Here is a 20,518-nt window from a genome sequence, read left to right on the forward strand (position 1 = left end):
GGAGCCTGACAATGATCGAATTCACGGTAAACGGCGAACGACGCGAGCTGGTAGAGACATCGCCCTCCATGCCCTTGTTATGGGTGTTGCGTGACCATTTGAAACTCACCGGCACCCGCTTCGGTTGCGGCATGGGCCTGTGCGGCGCCTGCACCGTGCATCTTGACGGGGTCGCCGTACGCTCCTGCCAATTGCCGGTAGCCGCCGTGGCGGGGCACAGCATCACCACCATCGAAGGGCTGTCGCCCACCGGACAGCATCCACTGCAACTGGCCTGGGTTGCCGAAGATGTGCCGCAATGCGGTTACTGTCAATCCGGTCAGATCATGTCCGCCGCCGCGTTGCTTAACACCGGTGCGCAAGTGACCGACGATTCGATCCGCAATGCCATGTCCGGCAACCTGTGCCGCTGCGGCACCTACGGGCGGATCAACAAGGCGATCAAGCGCGCGGCCAACGCGCCGAAGGAGGCGTGATGACGATCTCCCAAATGGACCTCTCGCGGCGTACGTTTCTCAAGCAAAGCGCGACCGTTGCCAGCGGCCTGGCCATCGCGTTTTACCTGCCCAGCGGCCTGTCTGCGACAGACCCCAAGGCCCCGGCGCCGGCCGCTGGTTTCGAACCCAACGCCTGGGTGCGCATCTTGCCCGACGGCACGGTGAAACTGGTGGTGCACAAACACGATTCCGGTACCGGCACGCACACCGCGCTGGCCGCATGCGTGGCCGAGGAACTGGACGTCAACCCGATGACCGTGCAGGTGATCTCGCCGGAAAACCCGTTCTTCGACACCTACATTCACCCGGTCTGGAAAGTCTTCTCCACCGGCGGCAGCACCAGCGTGTCGCTGGAGTACGAGCGCCTGCGCATGGCCGGGGCGACGGCGCGCACGCTGTTGCTCACGGCAGCCGCCCGGCAGTGGAAAGTCAGCCCCGACAGCTGCACCACCGAGGAGGGCCGCGTCGTGCATGCGGCGAGCCGGCGCAGCCTTGGCTACGGTGAACTGGCCAGTGTCGCCGCGCATCTGCCGGCACCGGCCAACGTCACGCTCAAGGACCCGGCGCAGTTCAAGTACATCGGCAAACTGCGGCACAAGCGCGATGCCCAGGCCAAGGTCTGCGGGCGCTTCACCTACAGTATCGACGTGGTGCTGCCGGGTATGCTGGTGGCGGTGATCGAGCGCGCGCCCGTAGTGGGGGCGAGCGTCGTGTCGGTGGACAGCGCGGCGGCGCTGCAGGTGCCGGGCGTGCGCAAGGTGATCAAGGTGCCGGGCCGTCCCGATGTGCTCGGCGGTAACGTCGAAGGTGTGGCGGTGTTGGCGGACCACTACTGGGCTGCGCATCAGGGCCGCGAGTTGCTCGAGGTGCAATGGAGCGATTCGCCGCTGGCCGGTTTCGACAGCGATGAACTGCACAAGGCCCAGGCAGCGGCGTTGGCTGACAAAGGCGCGCAACGGGTGTCCGCGATGGTTGCCGGGGATGTGAACGGCCAATGGCCGAACGCCGCGAAACTGCTCGAAGCCGAGTACCGCATGCCCTACAAGGTGCAGAATCCGCTGGAGCCGATCTGCATCACCGCACAGGTCAAGGACAACGCCATTACCTATTGGGGCGGCGTACAGGTGCCTTCGTCTGCCCTGGAGGCGGCGCAAACGGTGTGCGGGATCGCCAAGGACAAGGTCATCATCAATGAATTGGTGTCCGGCGGCAGCTTCGGCGCGCGGGAGGCCAAATACTGGTTGTTCGAAGTGGCGTACCTGGCGCAGCAGGTCAGGGTGCCAGTGAAACTGATGAACAGTCGTGAAGACGAAATGCGCTCGTTGTTCATGCACCCGGCCACGCTCCACCGGGCCAAGGGTGCGCTGGACGGCCGGGGGCGCTTGACGGCATTGCAGTTGGAAGCCGTGTCACCGGCTTCGCCGGAGCAGTGGGAGCCGGGCTACTTCGAGCGCCCCGATAAAATGGACTACAGCACCACGGAAGCCATCACCGCGTGGGATTTCGCCTATCGGCCGGCCAACCTCGACCTTTGCTGGGTCCGGCACGAAACCCGGGTGCCCAGCGGCTGGTATCGCTCAGTGAGCTTCATCCCCAACGTGTTCGCCGTGGAAAGCTTCATGGATGAACTGGCCCATGGCGCCGGGCAAGACCCGTTGGCCATGCGCCTGGCCAACATGCAGGAGCGGCCACGGCACGTGGCGGTGCTCAAAAGCGCTGCCGAGCGTGCCGGTTGGGGCCAGCCCCTGGCTGAAGGCACGGCGCTGGGGATCGCCACCCACCAGGGCTACAGCAGTTTCATCGCGGTCGTTGCACAGGTCTCGAAACAGGACGGGGCGATCAAGGTCGAGAAGCTCACCTGCGTGGTCGATTGCGGACTGGCGGTTTCCCCCGGCGGCGTCGAAGAACAGATCTACGGCGGCCTGATGTGGGGCCTGGGGCACGCCTTGTTTGATCGCCTGGACATCAAGCAGGGCAGGGTGGTGCAGAGCAACTTCCATGATTATCGGGTAGCGCGCATGTCGGACATGCCGGCGCTGGACATCCTGCTGGTTGAGGGTGATCCGGCCAAGCCCGGTGGTGTCGGTGAACTCGGCAGCCCGGCGGTGGCACCGGCCATTGCCAACGCCTTGTTCAGCCTGACCGGCGTGCGCCAGCGCTCGACGCCGCTGAACCTGGGTTAGGCGCCATGGACTTGCGTCTGTTGCGCTATTTCATGGCGCTGGCCGAAGAGCTGCATTTCGGCCGGGCTGCCACCCGCTTGCACATCTGCCAGCCACCGCTGAGCCAGCAGATTCGTCTGCTGGAGGAGGAACTCGGCACGCCGCTGTTCGAGCGCAGTCATCACCGGGTCGAGTTGACCGCCGCCGGGCAGATGCTCAAGGAGCAGGCGCCGCTAGTGTTCGAACAGCTCAATCGTGCCCTCGACTTGACGCGGCAAACCGGTCGCGGCCAGTTGGGCGAACTGGAGATCGGCATGATCAGTTCGGTGATGGTTGGTGTGTTGCCACGGGCCTTGCACCTGTTTCGCGAGCGTTATCCGCAGGTGTCCTGGCGCCTGCATGAGATGACGCCCGCCGCGCAGGTCAAGGCGCTGAAGGAGAAACGCATCGATGCCTGCGTGTTCCGGGTCGGCTATGACGATCCGCAGTTGCGCAATGAACTGCTGATCTACGAGCCGATCCGGGTGGTCATGCCGGTCGATCACCCGTTGGCCGCAAAGCAGTTTCTGGCGCCAGCGGACCTCGCGCCCGAGCCGTTCGTGGCGCTGGAGCTCAAGCAGTCGCGCTTTGCCGATTTTCTCTACCAGTGCTGCATCCAGGCCGGATTCACACCGCAGATCCGCCAGCAGGTGATCGAGGTGCAAACCTTGCTCAGCCTGGTCCGGGCCGGTTTCGGCGTGGCCTTGTTGCCGGCCTCCATCGAACAGCTGGCCCCGGCAGGCCTGGTGTTCCGGCGTCTGAGCCCGGCGTTGCCGGAGGTGCCGTTGTATGCCACCTACCGTGCGGACGATGATTCGCCGGTGCTCAAGCTCTTTCTCGATACGTTGCGGGAACTGGTTCTGCAAGATCGGCCGGCTTAATGTACAACCTGTGGGTGAAAGCCCGCTCCCACAGGTTCTTTGCACTATCCGAAAAACGGGCGGTCGGAGACTTCACAGGGGCACCAAACTTGTGGAGTCGTAATGAGCCAGGACGTCTTGACCAGAGAAACCAACCGCCGCCAGTTGCAGCAAATTATCGCCGGTCTGTCCGACGGCGTGATCCTACTGGATCCCGACCAGAGCATCCTGTGGGCCAATGACGCGGCGCTGGCCATGCACGGGGTCGAGCAGATCGGCGAGCTGGGCGGCAACGCCAAGGCATACGCCAAGCAGTTCGCCCTGCGCTATCGCAATAATCACCTCGTGCCGCCCGACAGCTATCCGATCAACCGGTTGGCGCGCGGCGAGACCTTCAGTGATGTGCTGGTAGAGGTGACGAGCGACGCGCGTACCTGGGTACATCGCGTGCACAGCCTGGTGCTGGCCGACAACCGTGGCGAACCGGAATCGCTGGTCCTGATCATGGACGACGTCACCGACTGGGCCAGCGCCGAGCAACGCTTCGAGAAAACCTTCGCCGCCAACCCGGCACCGGCAGTCATCTGCCGCCTCAGTGATCTGCGCTACATCAAGGTCAACCCCGGGTTTCTTGAAATGACCGGCTATGCACGAGACCAGGTGATCGGCACTTCGACCTATGAGCTGGACGTACTGGAGCAGGCTGAAAATAAGGAACTGGCCAAGCAGCGCCTGCGCGAAGGCGCGACCATTACGCAGATGCAGGCCCAGTTGCGCCTGGCCGACGGCGGCAGCAAGCAAGTGATAGTCGCCGGCCAGCCCCTTGAACTCAATGACGAGGCCTGCATGCTGTTTTCCTTCGTCGACATGGAAGCCCGGCATAAGGCCGAAGTAGCGCTGCGCCAGAGCGAGGAGCGGTTTGCCAAGGCCTTTCGCCTGACGCCAATGCCAACCTTGGTGTGCGGCGCCAGCGATCAGGTGGTGATGGATGTGAATGACGCGTTTCTCGTTACCCTCGCGTACTCCCCTGAAGAGGTGGTCGGTAAAACCATCGCCGAGATCGACTTCTTCCATGACAAAGGGGCGCGGACACGGCTCTTCTCTGCACTGGAGAAAACCGGCAGCCTGGACCGCGTGGACGTACGTGTGCGCAGCAAAGATAACGAGCTGATCGATTGCGCCGTCTGCGCCGATACCGTGAACATCCAGGACAGCCCCTGCTACTTGCTGGTGATGATGGACATCACCGAGCGCAAACGCACTGAGCTTGAGCTGGTGTCGGCGATTGAAGAGGTGATGAAAGATGCCTCCTGGTTCAGTCGCACGCTGATCGAAAAACTCGCCAACGTGAAGAACGTCAATGCGCCGCAGTTGCCCAGTGTGTCCTTTACCGACCTGACCGCACGGGAGCGCGACGTGCTGGAGTTGATTTGCGAAGGCCTGGCAGACAAGGAAATCGCCACGCGCCTGAAGCTGTCGACGAACACCGTGCGCAACCACGTCGCGACGGTCTATTCCAAACTCGATGTGCATAGCCGAAGCGAGGCGATTGTCTGGGCGCGCGAGCGCGGGTTGTTTTCCAGTGCATGGCGCCCAAAGGGTCAAGGGTAAGGTGCAAATGCACTACGCGTTGGGGTGCAAATTCACGTTCTGGCAGGCAGGTGGCAAGCCTTAGGCTAAGAGCGGCCGAATGACGTTTTCGGATCATTCGTCCACCCTTGGTCGCTAAAGGAACAGCCATGCACGACGAATGCATTACCCACGCAGTTGATTGCCGCAATGGGCTTTCACAATGATTCACTTATCCCTGCTGCGCACGCAGCTTGAGCGGACCTTTTCGCCGCTGGCCTGTGAGTGCAATTTCACCGGCGATCATTCATTGACCATCAAGCTCTACCACCCAGTGTCCGGGCAAGTCGACCTGGTGGTCAGCGGGTTGAACGTGGTCACGCTGCAGACCCCCGAATCGGTGGCCGCTCTCATCGAAGAACTGCGATATGAACTGGAGTGCAATAGCCTGCAACGCCCGGACCCGGTAGTGTAGGAATTGCCAGATTTGTCATGCCCGAACGACTGAATACGCGATAAAAAAGTACAAAAGTGATTTTTCTGCAACCGCGCCTTGAACTTTACGGCGGTGTTGTGTTGTCACACCCATGTGTACTTCTTTTTGCGCGGGTCATCCTATGAAAAGTCTTGGGAAATGCCTTATCACACCAGTTGCACTCTGTGCCGTGATTCTCGGTGGCTGTTCCAGTCCGCCGCCGCCTCCACCTGCTGCGCCACCCCCTCCACCTGAAACAACTTGCCAGACCTCCGATAACACCCAGGTCATGGGCGAAATGCGGGCGCAAGGGCAGGTGACGCGAGAAACCACCGTGACGCGGTGTGTCACCCAGTAAGCCCGAACGCCTATTGCAGGAGCTGCCGCAGGCTGCGATCTTTTGATCTTGAAATCAAAAGATCGCAGCCTGCGGCAACTCCTACATTGCGATTGTGATCTGATGGCATCAAATCAGGACAGGAAACCGCCATCCACGTTCAGGGACACGCCGGTGGTGTAGCTCGAGGCGTCGCTGGCCAGGTACAGCACGGCGCCGGCCATTTCGCTCGGATCTGCCACACGCTTGAGCGGGATCTGCTGCAGCGCAGTGTTCAGGATTGCCTCGTTCTTCACCAGCGCCGAAGCGAACTTGGTGTCGGTCAGGCCCGGCAACAGGGCGTTGCAGCGGATACCGAACTGCGCGCACTCCTTGGCGAATACCTTGGTCATGTTGATCACGGCAGCCTTGGTCACCGAGTAGATGCCCTGGAAGATCCCGGGTGAGACGCCGTTGATCGACGCGACGTTGATGATGCTGCCGCCGCCGTTTTCGCGCATCAGCTTGCCGGCTTCCACCGACATGAAGAAATAGCCGCGGATGTTGACGTCGACGGTTTTCTGGAAGGCGCTGAGGTCGGTGTCCAGGACGTTGCAGAATTGCGGGTTGGTCGCGGCGTTGTTGACCAGGATGTCCAGGCGCCCGAACTGTTCCTTGATGCCGGCGAAGACCTGGCTGATCTGTTCCATCTCGCCGATGTGGCAGGCGATGGCAGTAGCTTTGCCGCCAGCGGCGATGATCGCGTCGGCCACGTGCTGGCAGCCCTCGAGTTTGCGGCTCGAGACGATCACGTGGGCGCCTTGCTGGGCCAGCAGTTTGGCGATGGCTTCACCGATGCCGCGGCTGGCGCCGGAGACGAAAGCGATCTTGCCGTCGAGGTCGAACAACTGAGTCTTGGACATGGGAGTTCCTTGTTATGGAGCCGAAATCGCTGTTCGTAGGAGCCCGGCTTGCCGGCGAAGGCGGCTTCAAATACGCCTTCGCCGGCAAGCCTGGCTCCTACAAGTGGTGTGTTGGTATCAGAGGCTGGATTTATTGATGACCTGCAAGCTCATCTGCTCCAGCAATTTGTTCATGTGAATGAACTGCGCGAAACGTTTGTCCTGGGTCTGGCCATGGTAGAAGCGGTAGTAGATCTGCTGCACGATACCGGCCAGGCGGAACAGGCCGTAGGTGTAGTAGAAGTCGAAATTGTCGATTTCGATGCCTGAACGCTGGGCGTAGTAGTCAACGAATTCGCGGCGGGTGAACATGCCCGGTGCGTGGCTGGGCTGACGGCGCATCAACTGTACCGGCGCCGGGTCACTGGCTTCGATCCAGTAGGCGAGGGTGTTGCCCAGGTCCATCAACGGGTCGCCCAGGGTAGTCAGTTCCCAGTCGAGCACGCCGATGATTTGCATCGGGTTGTTCGGGTCGAGGATGACGTTGTCGAAGCGGTAGTCGTTGTGCACGATGCTGGAGGTTGGGTGATCGGCCGGCATCTTGTCGTTGAGCCAGGCTTTCACCGCTTCCCACTGCGGCGCGTCGGGGGTCAGGGCTTTCTCGTAGCGATCGCTCCAGCCCTTGATCTGCCGCGCCACATAGCCTTCGGGCTTGCCGAGGTCGCCCAGGCCATAGGCGTTGTAGTCGACTCGGTGCAGTTCGACGAACTTGTCGATGAAGCTCTTGCACAGCGCTTGGGTTTTCGCCGAGTCCAGCCCTAGCTCGGGCGGCAGTTCGGAACGCAGGATGATGCCGTTGACCCGCTCCATCACATAGAACTCGGCGCCGATCACCGCTTCGTCAGTACAGTGCACGTAGGCCTTCGGGCAATACGGAAAGCCGTCGCGCAGTTGATTTAGGATGCGGAATTCGCGGCCCATGTCATGGGCGGACTTGGCCTTGTGACCGAACGGCGGGCGACGCAGGACGAACTCCTGTTCGGGGTACTCCAGCAAATAGGTGAGGTTGGACGCACCGCCCGGGAACTGGCTGATCCGTGGCAGGCCGCTCAAGCCCGGAATGTGGGCCTTGAGGTAGGGATCGATCAGGCTGGCATCGAGTTCTTCGCCGGTGCGGGTGCGGGTTGATTGGTCAGTAAGCGTCATGCTTATCCCTTCTGCTTATTCTGGAGGCCTGAAACTATTGGCTAATCTAATGCGCGCACCCGGCACCCACAACCTCGAATCCCCCTTATAGGTGAGCGTGTTGCCGGCCAATCATTGCTTTTGATACACCTGTTTGAATTGTCTTACTGGACCGCTTGGGTAATGTCCTTCGGTAGTTCGATGGGGGTCAGCACCGGCTGGCCGGAGAAAAACGCCACAAGATTGCGCCCCACCAGTTCCACGGTGCCCTGGGTGGCCTCGGGGGAGAGTCCGGCCACGTGCGGGCTCAAGATGACGTTCGCCAGGACCTTGAGCGCATCCGGCACCTTGGGTTCGGCATCGAAGACATCCAGCGCGGCACCGGCGATCCGCCGTTGCTCAAGCGCGGTAATCAGGTCGGTGGTGACTACCACGCTGGCACGGGCGATGTTGACGAAAAAACCGTTGGGCCCCAGGGCCTCGAGCACCTGTCGGTTGATCAGGTGCTTGGTACCCAGGCCCCCGGGGGTGGCGGCGATCAGGAAGTCCGAGGCACGGGCCAGTTCGGTGGGTGTCGAGCAGAACTTGTAGGGCACATCGCTGCGGTGCTGGCGGTTGTGATAACTCACCGTCATGTCGAAGCCCGCGGCGGCCCGTTTGGCGATGGCCATGCCGACCGCGCCGAGGCCGAGAATGCCCAGGCGCTTGCCGGCCAGGGAAGGGCGCATGATTTTTGGCCACTCTCCCCGGCGTACGGCGGCATCGCAGCGGGGAACGTCGCGCACCAGCGACAGCAGCAGCGCCATGGCATGGTCGGCCACCGAGGAGGCGTTGACGCCGGCGCCATTGGTGACGGTGATGCCCCGGTCGGCGGCGGCTTGCAGGTCGACCTGTTCGTAGCCGGCGCCGATCACGCAGATGATCTTGAGATTGGGCAGGGCAGCGATTTCATCGGCATACAGCCCTAAAGGACCGCGAGTCAGCACCGCATCGATCTGGCCACCGTGCCGGGTGATGGCCGCAGCGCGCTCGACCGGTGTTGGAGCCAGAATCAGGTGGAAGCCCTGATGCTCGAGAATCGGCAGGTAATCATTGATGGTTTCAACCAGTACCAGAACGGTTGCGGGCATTACTCTGCTCCTGTAATTCATGGGCGTGTCGGGCACGAAAAGTAGTTTCAGGGTGCTGATTCCCGAGTGGATTGGCAATGGTCGTCAATCGCAGGCGCGGTGTTGTTTTAGTCTGGACTGCTTCCAGAAAGAAGCAAATTCACGCTTGGGGGCAGACGGAGCCGATGTGATGCCCCAATGCAGCACACTGCAAATACAGGGTGCTGCCGCTGGCGTTACTGGGCAGTTTGCGGTGGTTGTGCCTTGGTTCGTTCCGCCAGTGCGATGGCTTTGAAATCATAGGTGGGATAGAACTCGGTTCTGTAACTTCCCCACGCCGTATTTTCGAGCGCAAGGTTTACTTCTGCCAAGCGGGATGCCGGAAAGCGCAGTGTAACGACCTGTCCGATACCCATCATGATGTTCCAGTTTACAACCTCTACCCCAGCGGGTGGAAAGGCTGTATAGAATCCTTGCTTGGCAAGTTGGGCCTTTAATTCGCCCAATGGTCGTGACTGATCGTGCTTTAAAAAGACGGTCAGCATGACGGCGTTATCGGATACGGCATTGTTTGCAGAGGCAGGCGTTGTGGATTGCGCATTGGCAACGGAGAACGCCGACGAGAGTAGTAGCGTGGATATCAGTAGTGTTCCGAGAGTTTTTCGCATGTTGAAACTCCATGTTGGTATTAGGCGACAAGCTTTGTTTAAAATACCGGTGCTACTTTCAGTGCATGAATGGAATGGTTAGCGTGTTGCTGGCTGGTTTTCAGTGGGTGTCTGGATTGATAGCGGACTTTGTAACTACTGTTCCAGTGTAGGGGGCATGAACGACATGGATGCGTACCAGAGGGTTATTCTCTACCATATCGCGAGGCACTTCGCGAGAATAGGTGAATTCTTTGGGGTTCAACGCTTCCAGCCGCCTGACCACGGTTTTGGTTGAGCCAACGTCGGGCACTAAGACGTGGTTTTTTTTTGTCGCCCGTGATAAAGAAGTAACCGCCACCTCCCTGGTTGTACTTTGATGCTCCCGTGTCGGTGTAAAAGAACTCATAGCGATTGCGCTCGGGGTCCCATGTTGATATTCCGACTACCCCGGGATACTTCTCTTTTACATCCGTTTGTGGTGCGCCCTCGATGTACACCTTGGTTGTCAGCCATCGGGGAGAGGATGCAAGTTCCCGAGCATCGGCAATGGCGGGGGCTTGTTGTGCGAAACTACTGAGGGAACACAACAATGCGGCGGCAAGAAGGAGTGTGGAAGTGATATTTTTTTTGGGCATGCGGAGTAATTCCTCGACTGATTTGTGAGTCGTGCTATTAATTATTCAGTTCGATGCTTGAAAAATATAAGCTGGAAATGCAGGTTGTTCAATGGCGGGTAGTTGCTTGTAACAATTGAGAGTGCGGGGCACTCAGACTTGCTTTTACACACTTGTTTATAAATGTGTTGGATGTAGGGGGTTTCCTACGCACCGACATTGCGAGGCGATCAATACTGTTTGTAATGGAAGAGATCAGATGGCGTACTGCGCAATGCCGTTGCCGAACGACCAGTTCTCTTTCCTCACTTCCACCAGATTGATGAAAACATCTTCCATGCGCACGGCCAGTTGCGTGTTGAGGTTTTCGACGATGGTTTTGTAGAGCGGCTTTTTCTGCTCCAGGGTTCGGCCTTCGCTCAGGGTGATCTGGATGACCACCAGGTTGTCGGTGCGCCGGATACCCAGGTATTGGGGGTCGAAGATGAAAGGCTGTTCGTCGTGTTCGGCGAGGATCTGGAAGTTATCGCACTCGCGCAGGGTTATGCATTGTTGGAAATTTCCCCAATTGGAACCACCGTTCCTCACCTAAGTCTTTGCTTCTGTTCACTAATCCTCCAGAATCGCGCCCCTGTTTCGGCCAGGGCGCTGCCTGTCGGGTATTCCGACGCGTCCGGGCCGGGTGGCAAGTGACCGGAATGTGGAGATCCCACCGGATGAATGATCAGGCCAATAGCGTTAACGAACGCTTTGTAGCAGCGACACCCGCAACTCTTTCGAGCTGGAATCGCCAGGACACCACCTGGATGCTGGGCTTGTTTGGCACGGCGATTGGCGCGGGAACCCTGTTTTTACCGATCAACGCAGGTCTGGGCGGCTTCTGGCCGCTGTTGGTCCTGGCGCTGTTGGCGTTCCCGATGACGTTCTACGCGCACCGGGGCCTGGCCCGCTTTGTGCTGTCCGGCCGTGAAGGCGCAGACATCACCGAAGTGGTGGAAGAGCATTTCGGCCTCAAGGCCGGTGCGTTGATCACCTTGCTGTATTTCTTCGCGATCTTCCCGATCCTGTTGATCTACAGTGTGGCCCTGACTAACACCGTGGGCAGCTTCCTCGAACATCAGCTGCACATCATGCCGCCACCGCGTGCGGTCCTGTCGTTCGTGCTGATCCTCGGCCTGCTGGCCGTGGTGCGCTGCGGCGAGCAGGTGATCGTCAAGGCCATGAGCCTGATGGTGTACCCGTTCATCGTCGCGCTGCTGTTCCTGGCGGTGTTCCTGATTCCACATTGGAACGGCGGCATCCTGACCACGGCCAGCACGCTTCCTGAGCCATCGGCGTTGCTGCACACCCTGTGGCTGGCGATCCCGGTGATGGTGTTCTCGTTCAACCATTCGCCGATCATCTCGGCGTTCGCCGTGGACCAGAAGCGCCGTTATGGCGAGCACGCCGAAGAACGCAGCTCGCAGATCCTGTCCCGGGCCCACGCGTTGATGGTGGTGATGGTGCTGTTCTTCGTGTTCAGCTGCGTGCTGACCCTGTCGCCGGCACAACTGGCCGAGGCAAAGGCACAGAACCTGTCGATCCTGTCGTACCTGGCCAACCACTTCAGCAACCCGACCATCGCCTTCGCGGCGCCGTTGATTGCCTTCGTGGCCATCTCCAAGTCGTTCCTGGGGCACTACATCGGCGCCAGTGAAGGTCTGAAAGGTCTGATCGTCAAGAGCGGGAAGCGTCCGGCAGCCAAGACCCTGGACCGCATCGTCGCGGCGTTCATGCTGGTGGTGTGCTGGATCGTCGCCACGCTGAACCCGAGCATCCTCGGCATGATCGAAACCCTGGGTGGCCCGGTGATCGCGGCGATCCTGTTCCTGATGCCGATGTACGCCATCCGCAAGGTCCCGGCGATGGCGCGTTATCGCAACCAGGCGTCGAATGTGTTTGTAGTGGCGGTAGGGCTGGTGGCGATCTCGGCGTTGATCTATTCGTTGAGTGCCTGATCCTGTCACCCTGATCGTTCCCACGCAGAGCGTGGGAACGATTGGCATAAAAAAAACGCCGCTCATCTCACGATGGGCGGCGTTTTTTATTGCGGTGTAACGTTAGGCTTGAACGACCGGGATGTTGGCGTTCGCAGCAGCCTCACGGAACTCGGCGATCTGGTCGAAGGACAGGTAGCGGTAGACATCGGCCGCCATGCTGTCGATCTTGCCAGCGTATTCCATGTACTCCTCGACGGTCGGCAGGCGACCCAGGATGGAAGCCACGGACGCCAGCTCAGCCGAAGCCAGGTAGACGTTCGCGCCGTCACCCAGACGGTTCGGGAAGTTACGGGTCGAAGTCGAAACGACAGTCGAGTTCGGCTCTACACGTGCCTGGTTACCCATGCACAGCGAGCAGCCTGGCATTTCCATGCGCGCGCCAGCCTTGCCGTAGATGCCGTAGTAGCCTTCTTCGGTCAGTTGGTGAGCGTCCATCTTGGTCGGCGGCGACAGCCACAGACGGGTTGGCAGCTGACCCTTGACCTGCTCCAGCAACTTGCCGGCAGCGCGGAAGTGGCCGATGTTGGTCATGCAGGAACCGATGAACACCTCGTCGATCTTCTCGCCAGCAACGCTGGAGAGCAGGCGAGCGTCATCCGGATCGTTCGGAGCGCACAGTACTGGCTCCTTGATGTCGGCCAGGTCGATCTCGATGACTTCGGCGTATTCAGCGTCTTTGTCCGCTTCCAGCAGCTCAGGGTTGGCCAGCCAGGCTTCCATCGCTTGAGCGCGACGTTCCAGGGTGCGTGCATCGCCGTAGCCTTCGCCGATCATCCAGCGCAGCAGGGTGATGTTGGACTGCAGGTATTCAGCGATCGACTCTTTCGACAGCTGGATGGTGCAACCGGCAGCCGAACGTTCAGCCGAGGCGTCGGACAGTTCGAAGGCTTGCTCGACGGTCAGCTTAGGCAGACCTTCGATCTCCAGGATGCGACCGGAGAAAGCGTTCTTCTTGCCTTTCTTCTCTACGGTCAGCAGTCCGGACTGGATCGCGTAGTAAGGAATGGCGTGAACCAGGTCACGCAGGGTGACGCCTGGTTGCAGTTCGCCCTTGAAGCGAACCAGGATCGACTCAGGCATGTCCAGCGGCATGACGCCAGTGGCTGCGGCGAATGCAACCAGGCCGGAACCGGCCGGGAACGAGATGCCGATCGGGAAACGGGTGTGCGAGTCGCCACCGGTACCGACGGTGTCTGGCAGCAGCATGCGGTTCAGCCACGAGTGGATGATGCCGTCGCCCGGACGCAGGGAAACGCCGCCGCGGGTCATGATGAAGTCAGGCAGGGTGTGGTGGGTGGTCACGTCGATCGGCTTTGGATAAGCCGCGGTGTGGCAGAAGGACTGCATCACCAGGTCGGTCGAGAAGCCCAGGCACGCCAGGTCTTTCAATTCGTCACGGGTCATGGGACCTGTGGTGTCCTGGGAACCCACGGTGGTCATCTTCGGTTCGCAGTAGGTGCCCGGGCGAACGCCGGTCACGCCGCAAGCCTTGCCGACCATTTTCTGCGCCAGGGTGAAACCCTTGGTGCTTTCAGCCGGTGCTTCAGGTTTCTTGAACAGCGTCGAAGGTGGCAGACCCAGCTCGGCACGAGCCTTCTCGGTCAGGCCACGGCCGATGATCAGCGGGATACGGCCGCCAGCACGAACTTCGTCCAACAGGACCGGGGTCTTCATTTCGAAGGTGGTCAGGACTTCATCGGTGCCGTGCTTGCAGACTTTGCCAGCATGCGGGTACAGATCGATCACGTCGCCCATGTGCATGTTGGAAACGTCGAATTCGATTGGCAGTGCGCCAGCATCTTCCATGGTGTTGTAGAAGATCGGAGCGATCTTGCTGCCGAAGCAGAAACCGCCGGCACGCTTGTTCGGTACGTAAGGAACGTCGTCGCCGAAGAACCACAGCACCGAGTTGGTTGCCGATTTACGCGAAGAACCGGTACCGACCACGTCGCCGACGTAGGCGATCGGGAAGCCGGCGTTGCGCATTTCTTCGATCTGCTTCATCGGACCGGTGACGCCTTGTGCGTCAGGCACGATGCCGTCGCGAGCCATTTTCAGCATGGCCAGGGCGTGCAGCGGGATATCCGGGCGGGACCAGGCATCAGGAGCAGGGGACAGGTCGTCGGTGTTGGTCTCGCCAGTCACCTTGAACACGCGCAGGCTGATCTTGTCGGCCAGGGTCGGGCGCTTGACGAACCATTCGCCGTCAGCCCAGGATTGCAGTACGCCCTTGGCGTGAACGTTGCCGTTCTTGGCTTTTTCAGCCACGTCGTGGAAGGCGTCGAACATCAGCAGGGTGTGCTTGAATTCTTCGGCAGCTACTGGCGCCAGCTCGGCGTCGTCCAGCAGGTTGACCAGGGTCACGATGTTGTAGCCGCCCTGCATGGTGCCGAGCAGTTCGACAGCGCGCTTCTTGTCGATCAGGGGGGATTGGGCTTCGCCTTTGGCGATGGCGGACAGGAAGCCAGCCTTGACATAGGCTGCTTCGTCCACTCCAGGCGGAACGCGATTGGTGATCAGGTCAACGAGGAATGCTTCTTCGCCAGCCGGGGGATTCTTCAGCAGCTCGACCAGGCCTGCAGTTTGTTCGGCGTTAAGCGGCTGGGGAACGATACCCAGTGCTGCGCGCTCTTCGATATGTTTGCGGTAGGCTTCAAGCACAGTTATTACCCTCATCAGTGGTCCCAAATGGGTGTCCGGGACGCTCATCCCGAAATTGCCGTACTCATGCGCTGCATGGCGTTGTGAGCCACTTAGCCAGAATTACCGACAATTCCTTACAGAAGCTGCTTTCAAAGTTTTACGCCTGCAGAACGGGAGCTGATGAGGGTTGGCGCAAGGCTTTTCCCCGCTGGAAAAACCCTTCGCCAACACCGCTCTGAAGGAACGACTGTGCTCGTGACGCTTTGAAAACAGCTTCTAACGGACATTGGCGCCTAAAAAGGCAGGCTGATTCTACGGCAAAAAAAAATTAAAGGTAAGTTGGCGACTGAAACTTTGAGGGGTGATCAATGTTAGACAAAGGGCTAACATGCCGTCCTGTTTTGCTTTTCGCGTTTTGCCTACCTATGCCCAATCAGACCATCAAGACCCCCTGCGTCGGCCTTTGCTCCACTGTTTACGGTGATTTGGTGTGCCGTGGCTGCAAGCGTTTCCACCATGAAGTGATTCACTGGAACGGCTACAACGAGGAAGAAAAACGCGCGGTGTGGCTGCGTCTGGAGCAATTGTTGTCCCAGGTGATGGCCGCCAAGGTGGAAATTTTCGACCCGGCGCTGCTGAGAATGCAGCTGGAGCAGCGCAAGATCCGCTTCGTGCCACATCAGTCCGAGTATTGCTGGGCCTACCAGTTGATCGCCCGGGGCGCGCGGGTCATCAACAACCTGGAAGCCTACGGGATGGTGCTGTTGCCGGAGTTTCGCGGCTGGAACCTGCCGGAACTGCGCGATGCCATTGATCGGGAATTCTTTTTACTGTCTGAAGCGCATTATCAGCGCTACATCGCGCCCGGTTTCCTGAAAGACGCCTTTGGCGCCTGAAAAGATCGCAGCCTGCGGCAGCTCCTACAGGGTGTACGCATTCCATGTAGGAGCTGCCGCAGGCTGCGATCTTTTGATTTTGAATCAATGCTTTACTGCCAGCTCCTCCAGGTGATCCTCGACTTCCTGGGGCTTGAGCACCAGCACATCGCTTTCCACCGCATCGAGCACCACTTCGGCGGTATTGCCGATCAACGTCCCCGATAATCCGCTGCGCGCCACGGTGCCGATCACCGTCACCGCTGCCTGCAGTTTGTGCACCATGAACGGAATCAGGACATCCGCCGGGCCCTCGGCGATGTGCAGGTGTTCATTGTCGATGTCGAACTCGGCCTGGAACGCCTTGCACTGTTCGCGATAGCGCGCCTCAATGGTTTCGCTCAACTGCAACGTCGGGTCGGCCGCCGACAGCATTGGCGACGGATGAGCACTGATCACATGCAGATGGGCCTTGGCCAGGCTGGCGATGTCGTAGCCGTAGTCGATGATGCTGTTGTGCAAATGGCGGTGCTCACTTTCCATGTTGCCAACGTCTACGGCCGCCAGGATCACTTTGTCCTTCCACGAGCCTGCGGTTTTCACCAACAGCACCGGTGTCGGGCAGTGGCGCAGCAGTTTCCAGTCCACTGGGGTCAACAGGGCCTTTTTCAGCGAGCTGTCGGGGAAATGCTGCTTGATCACCAGCCCGCAGCCTTCGGCCTGCTGTACGTCGATGATGGTTTCGTGCAGGCTTTCATTCCAGGCTTGCTCGGTAGTAACGCTGTATCCGTCTTGCAACAGGGCAGCCTTGAGGACGCCCAGCATGGCGCTGTGGTCGTGCTTGCGGTCACAGACCAGCAGGTGCAGGTGCGCCTGGGTCACGCCGGCAATCAGTTTGGCTCGTTTGAGCGCCAGGCTTTCCGAATGCTCGGGGTCGATGACCACCAGAATGCTGCGAATGGCTTGCATGATCGGGATCTCCTGAAAATGAAAAAGCATGGCGTTGCACAACTATAGTTGCTGCGCGGCATTCGGTGGCTTGATGCATATCAACGGTGTGACTGGTGGTCTTCGGGCAGGCCGGTATAATCGGCGCCCTTCGATTTATACCTATTTATCCGTGAGCCCCATGATCCTTCCCGAAATTCACGAGTTCCTCGGCTGCCGTACCCCGGATGGCTGGGTTCAGGCCGCTTTGGCCGATCAGGATACCTTGCTGATCGACCACAAGAATTGCGAGTTCAAGGCGGCCAGCACGGCGCTTAGCCTGATTGCCAAGTATCACTCCCACGTCGACTTGATCAACATGATGTCGCGTCTGGCCCGGGAAGAACTGGTGCACCACGAGCAGGTCATGCGCCTGATGAAAAAACGCAAGATCGGGTTGCGTCAGCTGTCCGCCGGGCGTTACGCCTCGGGGTTGCGCAAGGTGGTACGCAGTCACGAACCGGTCAAGCTGGTGGATACGTTGGTGGTCGGCGCGTTCATCGAGGCCCGCAGTTGCGAACGTTTCGAGGCGTTGGTACCGCATCTGGACGAGGAACTGGGCAAGTTCTACTTCGGCCTGCTCAAAAGCGAGGCCCGGCACTTCCAGGGCTACCTGAAACTGGCGTATCAGTATGGGGACGCCAAGGACATCGCCCAGGTGATCGACAAGGTGCGGGCCGCCGAGCAGGAACTGATCGAATCGCCGGATGTGGAGTTTCGTTTCCACAGCGGTGTGCCTGTAGCGGCGTAAGGGTTCTTGCCTTAACGGCTCAAGCCCAGGCGTTCATGCCACTCGGCGATCGATTCTTCGGGATAGCCCTCGAACTGTTTATCGCCCGGCTGTACTTCGGCCTCGACCCAGGGGGCCTTGGAGTCCAGCAGCAAATGCGTGTGCTGCGGCGGCACCGGTAGCGCGGTCTCGATGGCCGAGGCGAAGGGGTGGATCAGTTCCGGCCATTCGGGGCTGAACAGCCATAGACCCGAGCCGCACAACGAACAGAAATGCCGCTCGGCGCTGCTGCGATGGGCGCGCTTTTCGCCTTCGCCCTTGAGCAGGGCATGGTAAATCGCGATGCTCTTGCGCCCGCGCACCTTTAGGCTATTGGCGTCACCGGCAATATTGATCGCATAGCCACCACCGCCCTGGGTCTTGCGGCAGATCGAGCAGTAGCAGCGTTGATAGGGGTAGGGGTGGGCGCTGGTCAGGCTGAACGACACCGCGCCGCAATGGCAGGAGCCTTCGAGTTGCATGGGGATCTCCAGTGGCTGAAGTTTTGTGTTTCAGCCTAGAAGATAGATGGTGAAAGTGCTGACGCCTTCGCTGGCAAGCCAGCTCCCACAGAGATCGTGGAAGCATACAAAATTTGTATACGACCATGATCCCTGTGGGAGCTGGCTTGCCAGCGATGAACGATAACGCGGTCCCACTGGACGCCCACGGTCCACCGGGTCAGCATGGGCGCCTTGAAACCCGGACCTGACTGCGATGCGACGACTCCCCTCCCTGGCAGCCCTCAGAACCTTCGAATGTGCCGCCCGTCACGCTCATTTTGGACGGGCGGCGGCGGAGTTGTGTGTGACCGACAGCGCAGTCAGCCATCAGATCCGCCAGCTGGAAGAACAGCTTGGCGTATCGTTGTTTGTGCGCGAAGGCCGGCAGATTCGCCCGACCATGGCCGCCGGGCGCCTGATGCAAAGCTTGCAGCAGGCCTTTGAACTGATTGGCGATGCCTGCGACGAGCTACGCGATCCTTCATCCCTGGCGGTGTTGCGCCTGGCGGTCACCGCCGAGCTCGCGCAAAAGTGGTTGATGAGTCGTCTCTCGGATTTCTATGCGCGCTACCCGCACATCACCTTGCACCTGTACGAGCAACCCATCGACGCCACGGCACCGGGAGAAGATATCGACCTGGCCATCACCTATGGCACAGGCCCGGTGGACAGCAGTGCGTATTTCGTCCGGCCATTGCCGGCGCTGCAGTTTTTCCCGGTGTGCAGCCCTGGTCTTTTCAACCAGGGCACCCTGAAAACCCCCAGGGACCTGGCCCGGCATTGCTTACTGCATGACGATCAGGACGGAAAGACCTGGACGGCCTGGCTGACCAGCCATGCCGGTGATCAGCGCCCCGAACGGCAACTGTATTTCGCCCACGCCGGGTTGGCCCTGGAAGCCGCAGCCCAGGGGCAGGGTGTAGCCATGGGCGATAACCTGACAGCCCAGGAGGATTTGCTCAGTGGTCGCCTGGTCCGGCCATTCACCTCAAGCATGACGGCCTTGGGGCAATACGCGCTGGTGTGCGAGCGGGTTCGTCTGGAGCGGCCTGCCGTGGCGCAGATGCTCGAATGGTTCAACGATCAACTGATCGATTGATGAGTTGAATTCAAGTGTTCCGAAATAATCATCGTTGGCGAGGAGGGCGCACACGACCTTAGCCTGTGGTCATTCCAACCCCCGATGATGAGGTTTGCCCATGGCACGTTTGCTCGACTCCACTCCCAAACTCGACGGGTTCCGTTTGCCCGGCGAATTCGAAACCAAGTCCGGCTGCTGGCTCGGCTGGCCTGAGCGCACCGACGTCTGGCGCAATGGCGCCAAGCCTGCGCAGAAAGTCTGGGTGCAGATTGTCACCGCCATCTCCCAGAGCGAGCCGGTCACCGTCTGCGCCTCGGCCACGCAGTTCGCCACCGCTCGCCGCCAGTTGCCGCCGCAAGTACGGGTGGTGGAAATGACCTGCAACGACACCTGGTTCCGTGACAGTGGGCCGTGCTTTGTGGTCAACGACCAGAGCGGCGAAGTGCGCGGCGTCGACTTCGAGTTCAACGCCTATGGCGGCCTCGACGGCGGCTTGTACTACCCGTGGGACAAGGACGACCAGATCGCCAGCAAAATCCTCGAAATCGAAGGCTTCGACCGCTATCGCGCACCGTTGATTGCCGAATTGGGCGGCATCCAGAGTGACGGTCAGGGCAGCATCCTCACCACCGAGCAATGCCTGCTCAACCGAAATCGCAACCAGCATCTGGGCAAGGACGAAGTCACTCGCCGCTTGACCGATTACCTGGGCGCCGAGCAGGTCATCTGGCTGCCGCGGGGCTGCAAGTTCGACGAAACCGATGGCCATGTCGACGATCTGGCGTGCTTCGTACGCCCCGGCGAGGTGGTGCTGCAATGGACCGACAATCGCGACGACCCGCAGTGGGAAATCTACCAGGAGGCGTACGACATCCTGCGCAGTACCCGCGACAGCCGTGGTCGCGAGCTGATCGTGCACAAGTTGCCACAACCGGATGTGCTGGAGTGGACGGCCGAAGAGGCCGAGGGCCTGGATCAACAGGACAACACGCATAGCCGCCAGGCTGGCACGAAAATCTGCGCGTCCTATATCAACTACTACGCCGGCAACACCTCGATCGTGGTGCCGCTGTTCGGCGATCGCAACGATCAGGTGGCGCTGGCGACCCTGGCCGAACTGTTTCCGCGGCACAAGATCGTTGGCATCGAGAACTCCCGGGAAGTTCTCCTCGGCGGCGGCAACGTCGCGTGCATCACCATGCCGCAGTACGCCGGCACTGCCTGCAACAAAAAGGGAGTGTAA

General features: G+C 60.0%; 18 protein-coding genes and 1 pseudogene. 10 read left to right on the forward strand and 9 right to left on the reverse strand.

Annotated features, from left to right (window positions below; all coding sequences use genetic code 11):
- Window positions 1-11: 11 nt before the first annotated feature.
- From ACIO0C_RS11775 to ACIO0C_RS11795, 5 genes are all read left to right on the forward strand, one after another.
- The gene (locus ACIO0C_RS11775; RefSeq protein ID WP_401311853.1) at window positions 12-476 is read left to right on the forward strand and encodes a (2Fe-2S)-binding protein; all 465 of its coding nucleotides are present in this window, start codon (window positions 12-14) and stop codon (window positions 474-476) included.
- Window positions 476-2,680, forward strand: a complete 2,205-nt coding sequence (locus tag ACIO0C_RS11780) for a molybdopterin cofactor-binding domain-containing protein (protein WP_401311856.1) — start codon at window positions 476-478, stop codon at window positions 2,678-2,680. Before ACIO0C_RS11775 ends, ACIO0C_RS11780 begins: the two co-directional genes overlap by 1 nt.
- Window positions 2,681-2,685: 5 nt before the next feature.
- Complete coding sequence (locus ACIO0C_RS11785) at window positions 2,686-3,579, forward strand: LysR substrate-binding domain-containing protein (protein ID WP_401311858.1); 894 nt, start codon at window positions 2,686-2,688, stop codon at window positions 3,577-3,579.
- Between the two features lie 102 nt (window positions 3,580-3,681).
- Window positions 3,682-5,169, forward strand: a complete 1,488-nt coding sequence (locus tag ACIO0C_RS11790) for a helix-turn-helix transcriptional regulator (RefSeq protein WP_401311861.1) — start codon at window positions 3,682-3,684, stop codon at window positions 5,167-5,169.
- A gap of 181 nt (window positions 5,170-5,350) precedes the next feature.
- Window positions 5,351-5,602, forward strand: coding sequence for a DUF1652 domain-containing protein (locus ACIO0C_RS11795; protein ID WP_401311863.1), 252 nt, complete (start codon window positions 5,351-5,353; stop codon window positions 5,600-5,602).
- A 471-nt stretch (window positions 5,603-6,073) separates the two neighbouring features.
- Here the strand turns inward: ACIO0C_RS11795 and ACIO0C_RS11800 are convergent, their stop codons facing one another.
- From ACIO0C_RS11800 to ACIO0C_RS11825, 6 genes and pseudogenes are all read right to left on the reverse strand, one after another.
- Window positions 6,074-6,841, reverse strand: a complete 768-nt coding sequence (locus ACIO0C_RS11800) for an SDR family oxidoreductase (protein WP_007976320.1) — start codon at window positions 6,839-6,841, stop codon at window positions 6,074-6,076.
- 117 nt (window positions 6,842-6,958) lie between these two features.
- Window positions 6,959-8,026 carry a phosphotransferase family protein gene (locus tag ACIO0C_RS11805; protein WP_401311867.1) on the reverse strand — a complete coding sequence of 356 codons (1,068 nt, stop codon included), beginning with the start codon at window positions 8,024-8,026 and terminating at the stop codon, window positions 6,959-6,961.
- A gap of 143 nt (window positions 8,027-8,169) precedes the next feature.
- Window positions 8,170-9,135: a 2-hydroxyacid dehydrogenase gene (locus tag ACIO0C_RS11810; RefSeq protein ID WP_401311870.1), complete on the reverse strand. Its 966-nt coding sequence runs from the start codon at window positions 9,133-9,135 to the stop codon at window positions 8,170-8,172.
- A 215-nt stretch (window positions 9,136-9,350) separates the two neighbouring features.
- Entirely contained in the window at window positions 9,351-9,782 is a 432-nt protein-coding gene (locus tag ACIO0C_RS11815; RefSeq protein WP_401311873.1) for a hypothetical protein, read from the reverse strand.
- 100 nt (window positions 9,783-9,882) lie between these two features.
- Window positions 9,883-10,399, reverse strand: a pseudogene (locus ACIO0C_RS11820) (DUF4822 domain-containing protein).
- 234 nt (window positions 10,400-10,633) lie between these two features.
- A complete protein-coding gene (locus tag ACIO0C_RS11825) occupies window positions 10,634-10,966 on the reverse strand; it encodes a tautomerase family protein (RefSeq protein WP_401311876.1) in 333 nt (110 codons plus the stop codon).
- A 128-nt stretch (window positions 10,967-11,094) separates the two neighbouring features.
- Here ACIO0C_RS11825 and ACIO0C_RS11830 point away from each other — a divergent pair, with 128 nt between their 5' ends.
- Complete coding sequence (locus tag ACIO0C_RS11830; protein ID WP_401311878.1) at window positions 11,095-12,375, forward strand: serine/threonine transporter; 1,281 nt, start codon at window positions 11,095-11,097, stop codon at window positions 12,373-12,375.
- A 102-nt stretch (window positions 12,376-12,477) separates the two neighbouring features.
- Here the strand turns inward: ACIO0C_RS11830 and acnB are convergent, their stop codons facing one another.
- Window positions 12,478-15,078, reverse strand: a complete 2,601-nt coding sequence (acnB, locus tag ACIO0C_RS11835; RefSeq protein WP_401311998.1) for a bifunctional aconitate hydratase 2/2-methylisocitrate dehydratase — start codon at window positions 15,076-15,078, stop codon at window positions 12,478-12,480.
- A 407-nt stretch (window positions 15,079-15,485) separates the two neighbouring features.
- On the opposite strand from acnB, the gene ACIO0C_RS11840 reads away from it, so the two are divergent.
- Window positions 15,486-15,956 (forward strand): DUF1289 domain-containing protein, encoded by a 471-nt coding sequence (locus ACIO0C_RS11840; protein ID WP_401311880.1) that lies wholly within the window; start codon window positions 15,486-15,488, stop codon window positions 15,954-15,956.
- Between the two features lie 84 nt (window positions 15,957-16,040).
- Here ACIO0C_RS11840 and ACIO0C_RS11845 read toward each other — a convergent pair whose 3' ends face one another.
- The gene (locus ACIO0C_RS11845; RefSeq protein WP_401311883.1) at window positions 16,041-16,904 is read right to left on the reverse strand and encodes a universal stress protein; all 864 of its coding nucleotides are present in this window, start codon (window positions 16,902-16,904) and stop codon (window positions 16,041-16,043) included.
- 160 nt (window positions 16,905-17,064) lie between these two features.
- Between ACIO0C_RS11845 and ACIO0C_RS11850 the strand changes: the two genes are divergently transcribed.
- Window positions 17,065-17,673 carry a tRNA-(ms[2]io[6]A)-hydroxylase gene (locus tag ACIO0C_RS11850; protein ID WP_008063957.1) on the forward strand — a complete coding sequence of 203 codons (609 nt, stop codon included), beginning with the start codon at window positions 17,065-17,067 and terminating at the stop codon, window positions 17,671-17,673.
- Between the two features lie 11 nt (window positions 17,674-17,684).
- On the opposite strand, the gene ACIO0C_RS11855 is transcribed toward ACIO0C_RS11850, so the two are convergent.
- Window positions 17,685-18,173: a GFA family protein gene (locus ACIO0C_RS11855; RefSeq protein WP_401311886.1), complete on the reverse strand. Its 489-nt coding sequence runs from the start codon at window positions 18,171-18,173 to the stop codon at window positions 17,685-17,687.
- 235 nt (window positions 18,174-18,408) lie between these two features.
- On the opposite strand from ACIO0C_RS11855, the gene ACIO0C_RS11860 reads away from it, so the two are divergent.
- Entirely contained in the window at window positions 18,409-19,293 is an 885-nt protein-coding gene (locus tag ACIO0C_RS11860) for a LysR substrate-binding domain-containing protein (protein ID WP_077183809.1), read from the forward strand.
- 100 nt (window positions 19,294-19,393) lie between these two features.
- Window positions 19,394-20,518, forward strand: coding sequence for an agmatine deiminase (gene aguA, locus ACIO0C_RS11865; protein ID WP_401311889.1), 1,125 nt, complete (start codon window positions 19,394-19,396; stop codon window positions 20,516-20,518).

This window comes from Pseudomonas sp. NPDC087336 (assembly GCF_044744285.1).
Taxonomy (GTDB): Bacteria; Pseudomonadota; Gammaproteobacteria; order Pseudomonadales; family Pseudomonadaceae; genus Aquipseudomonas.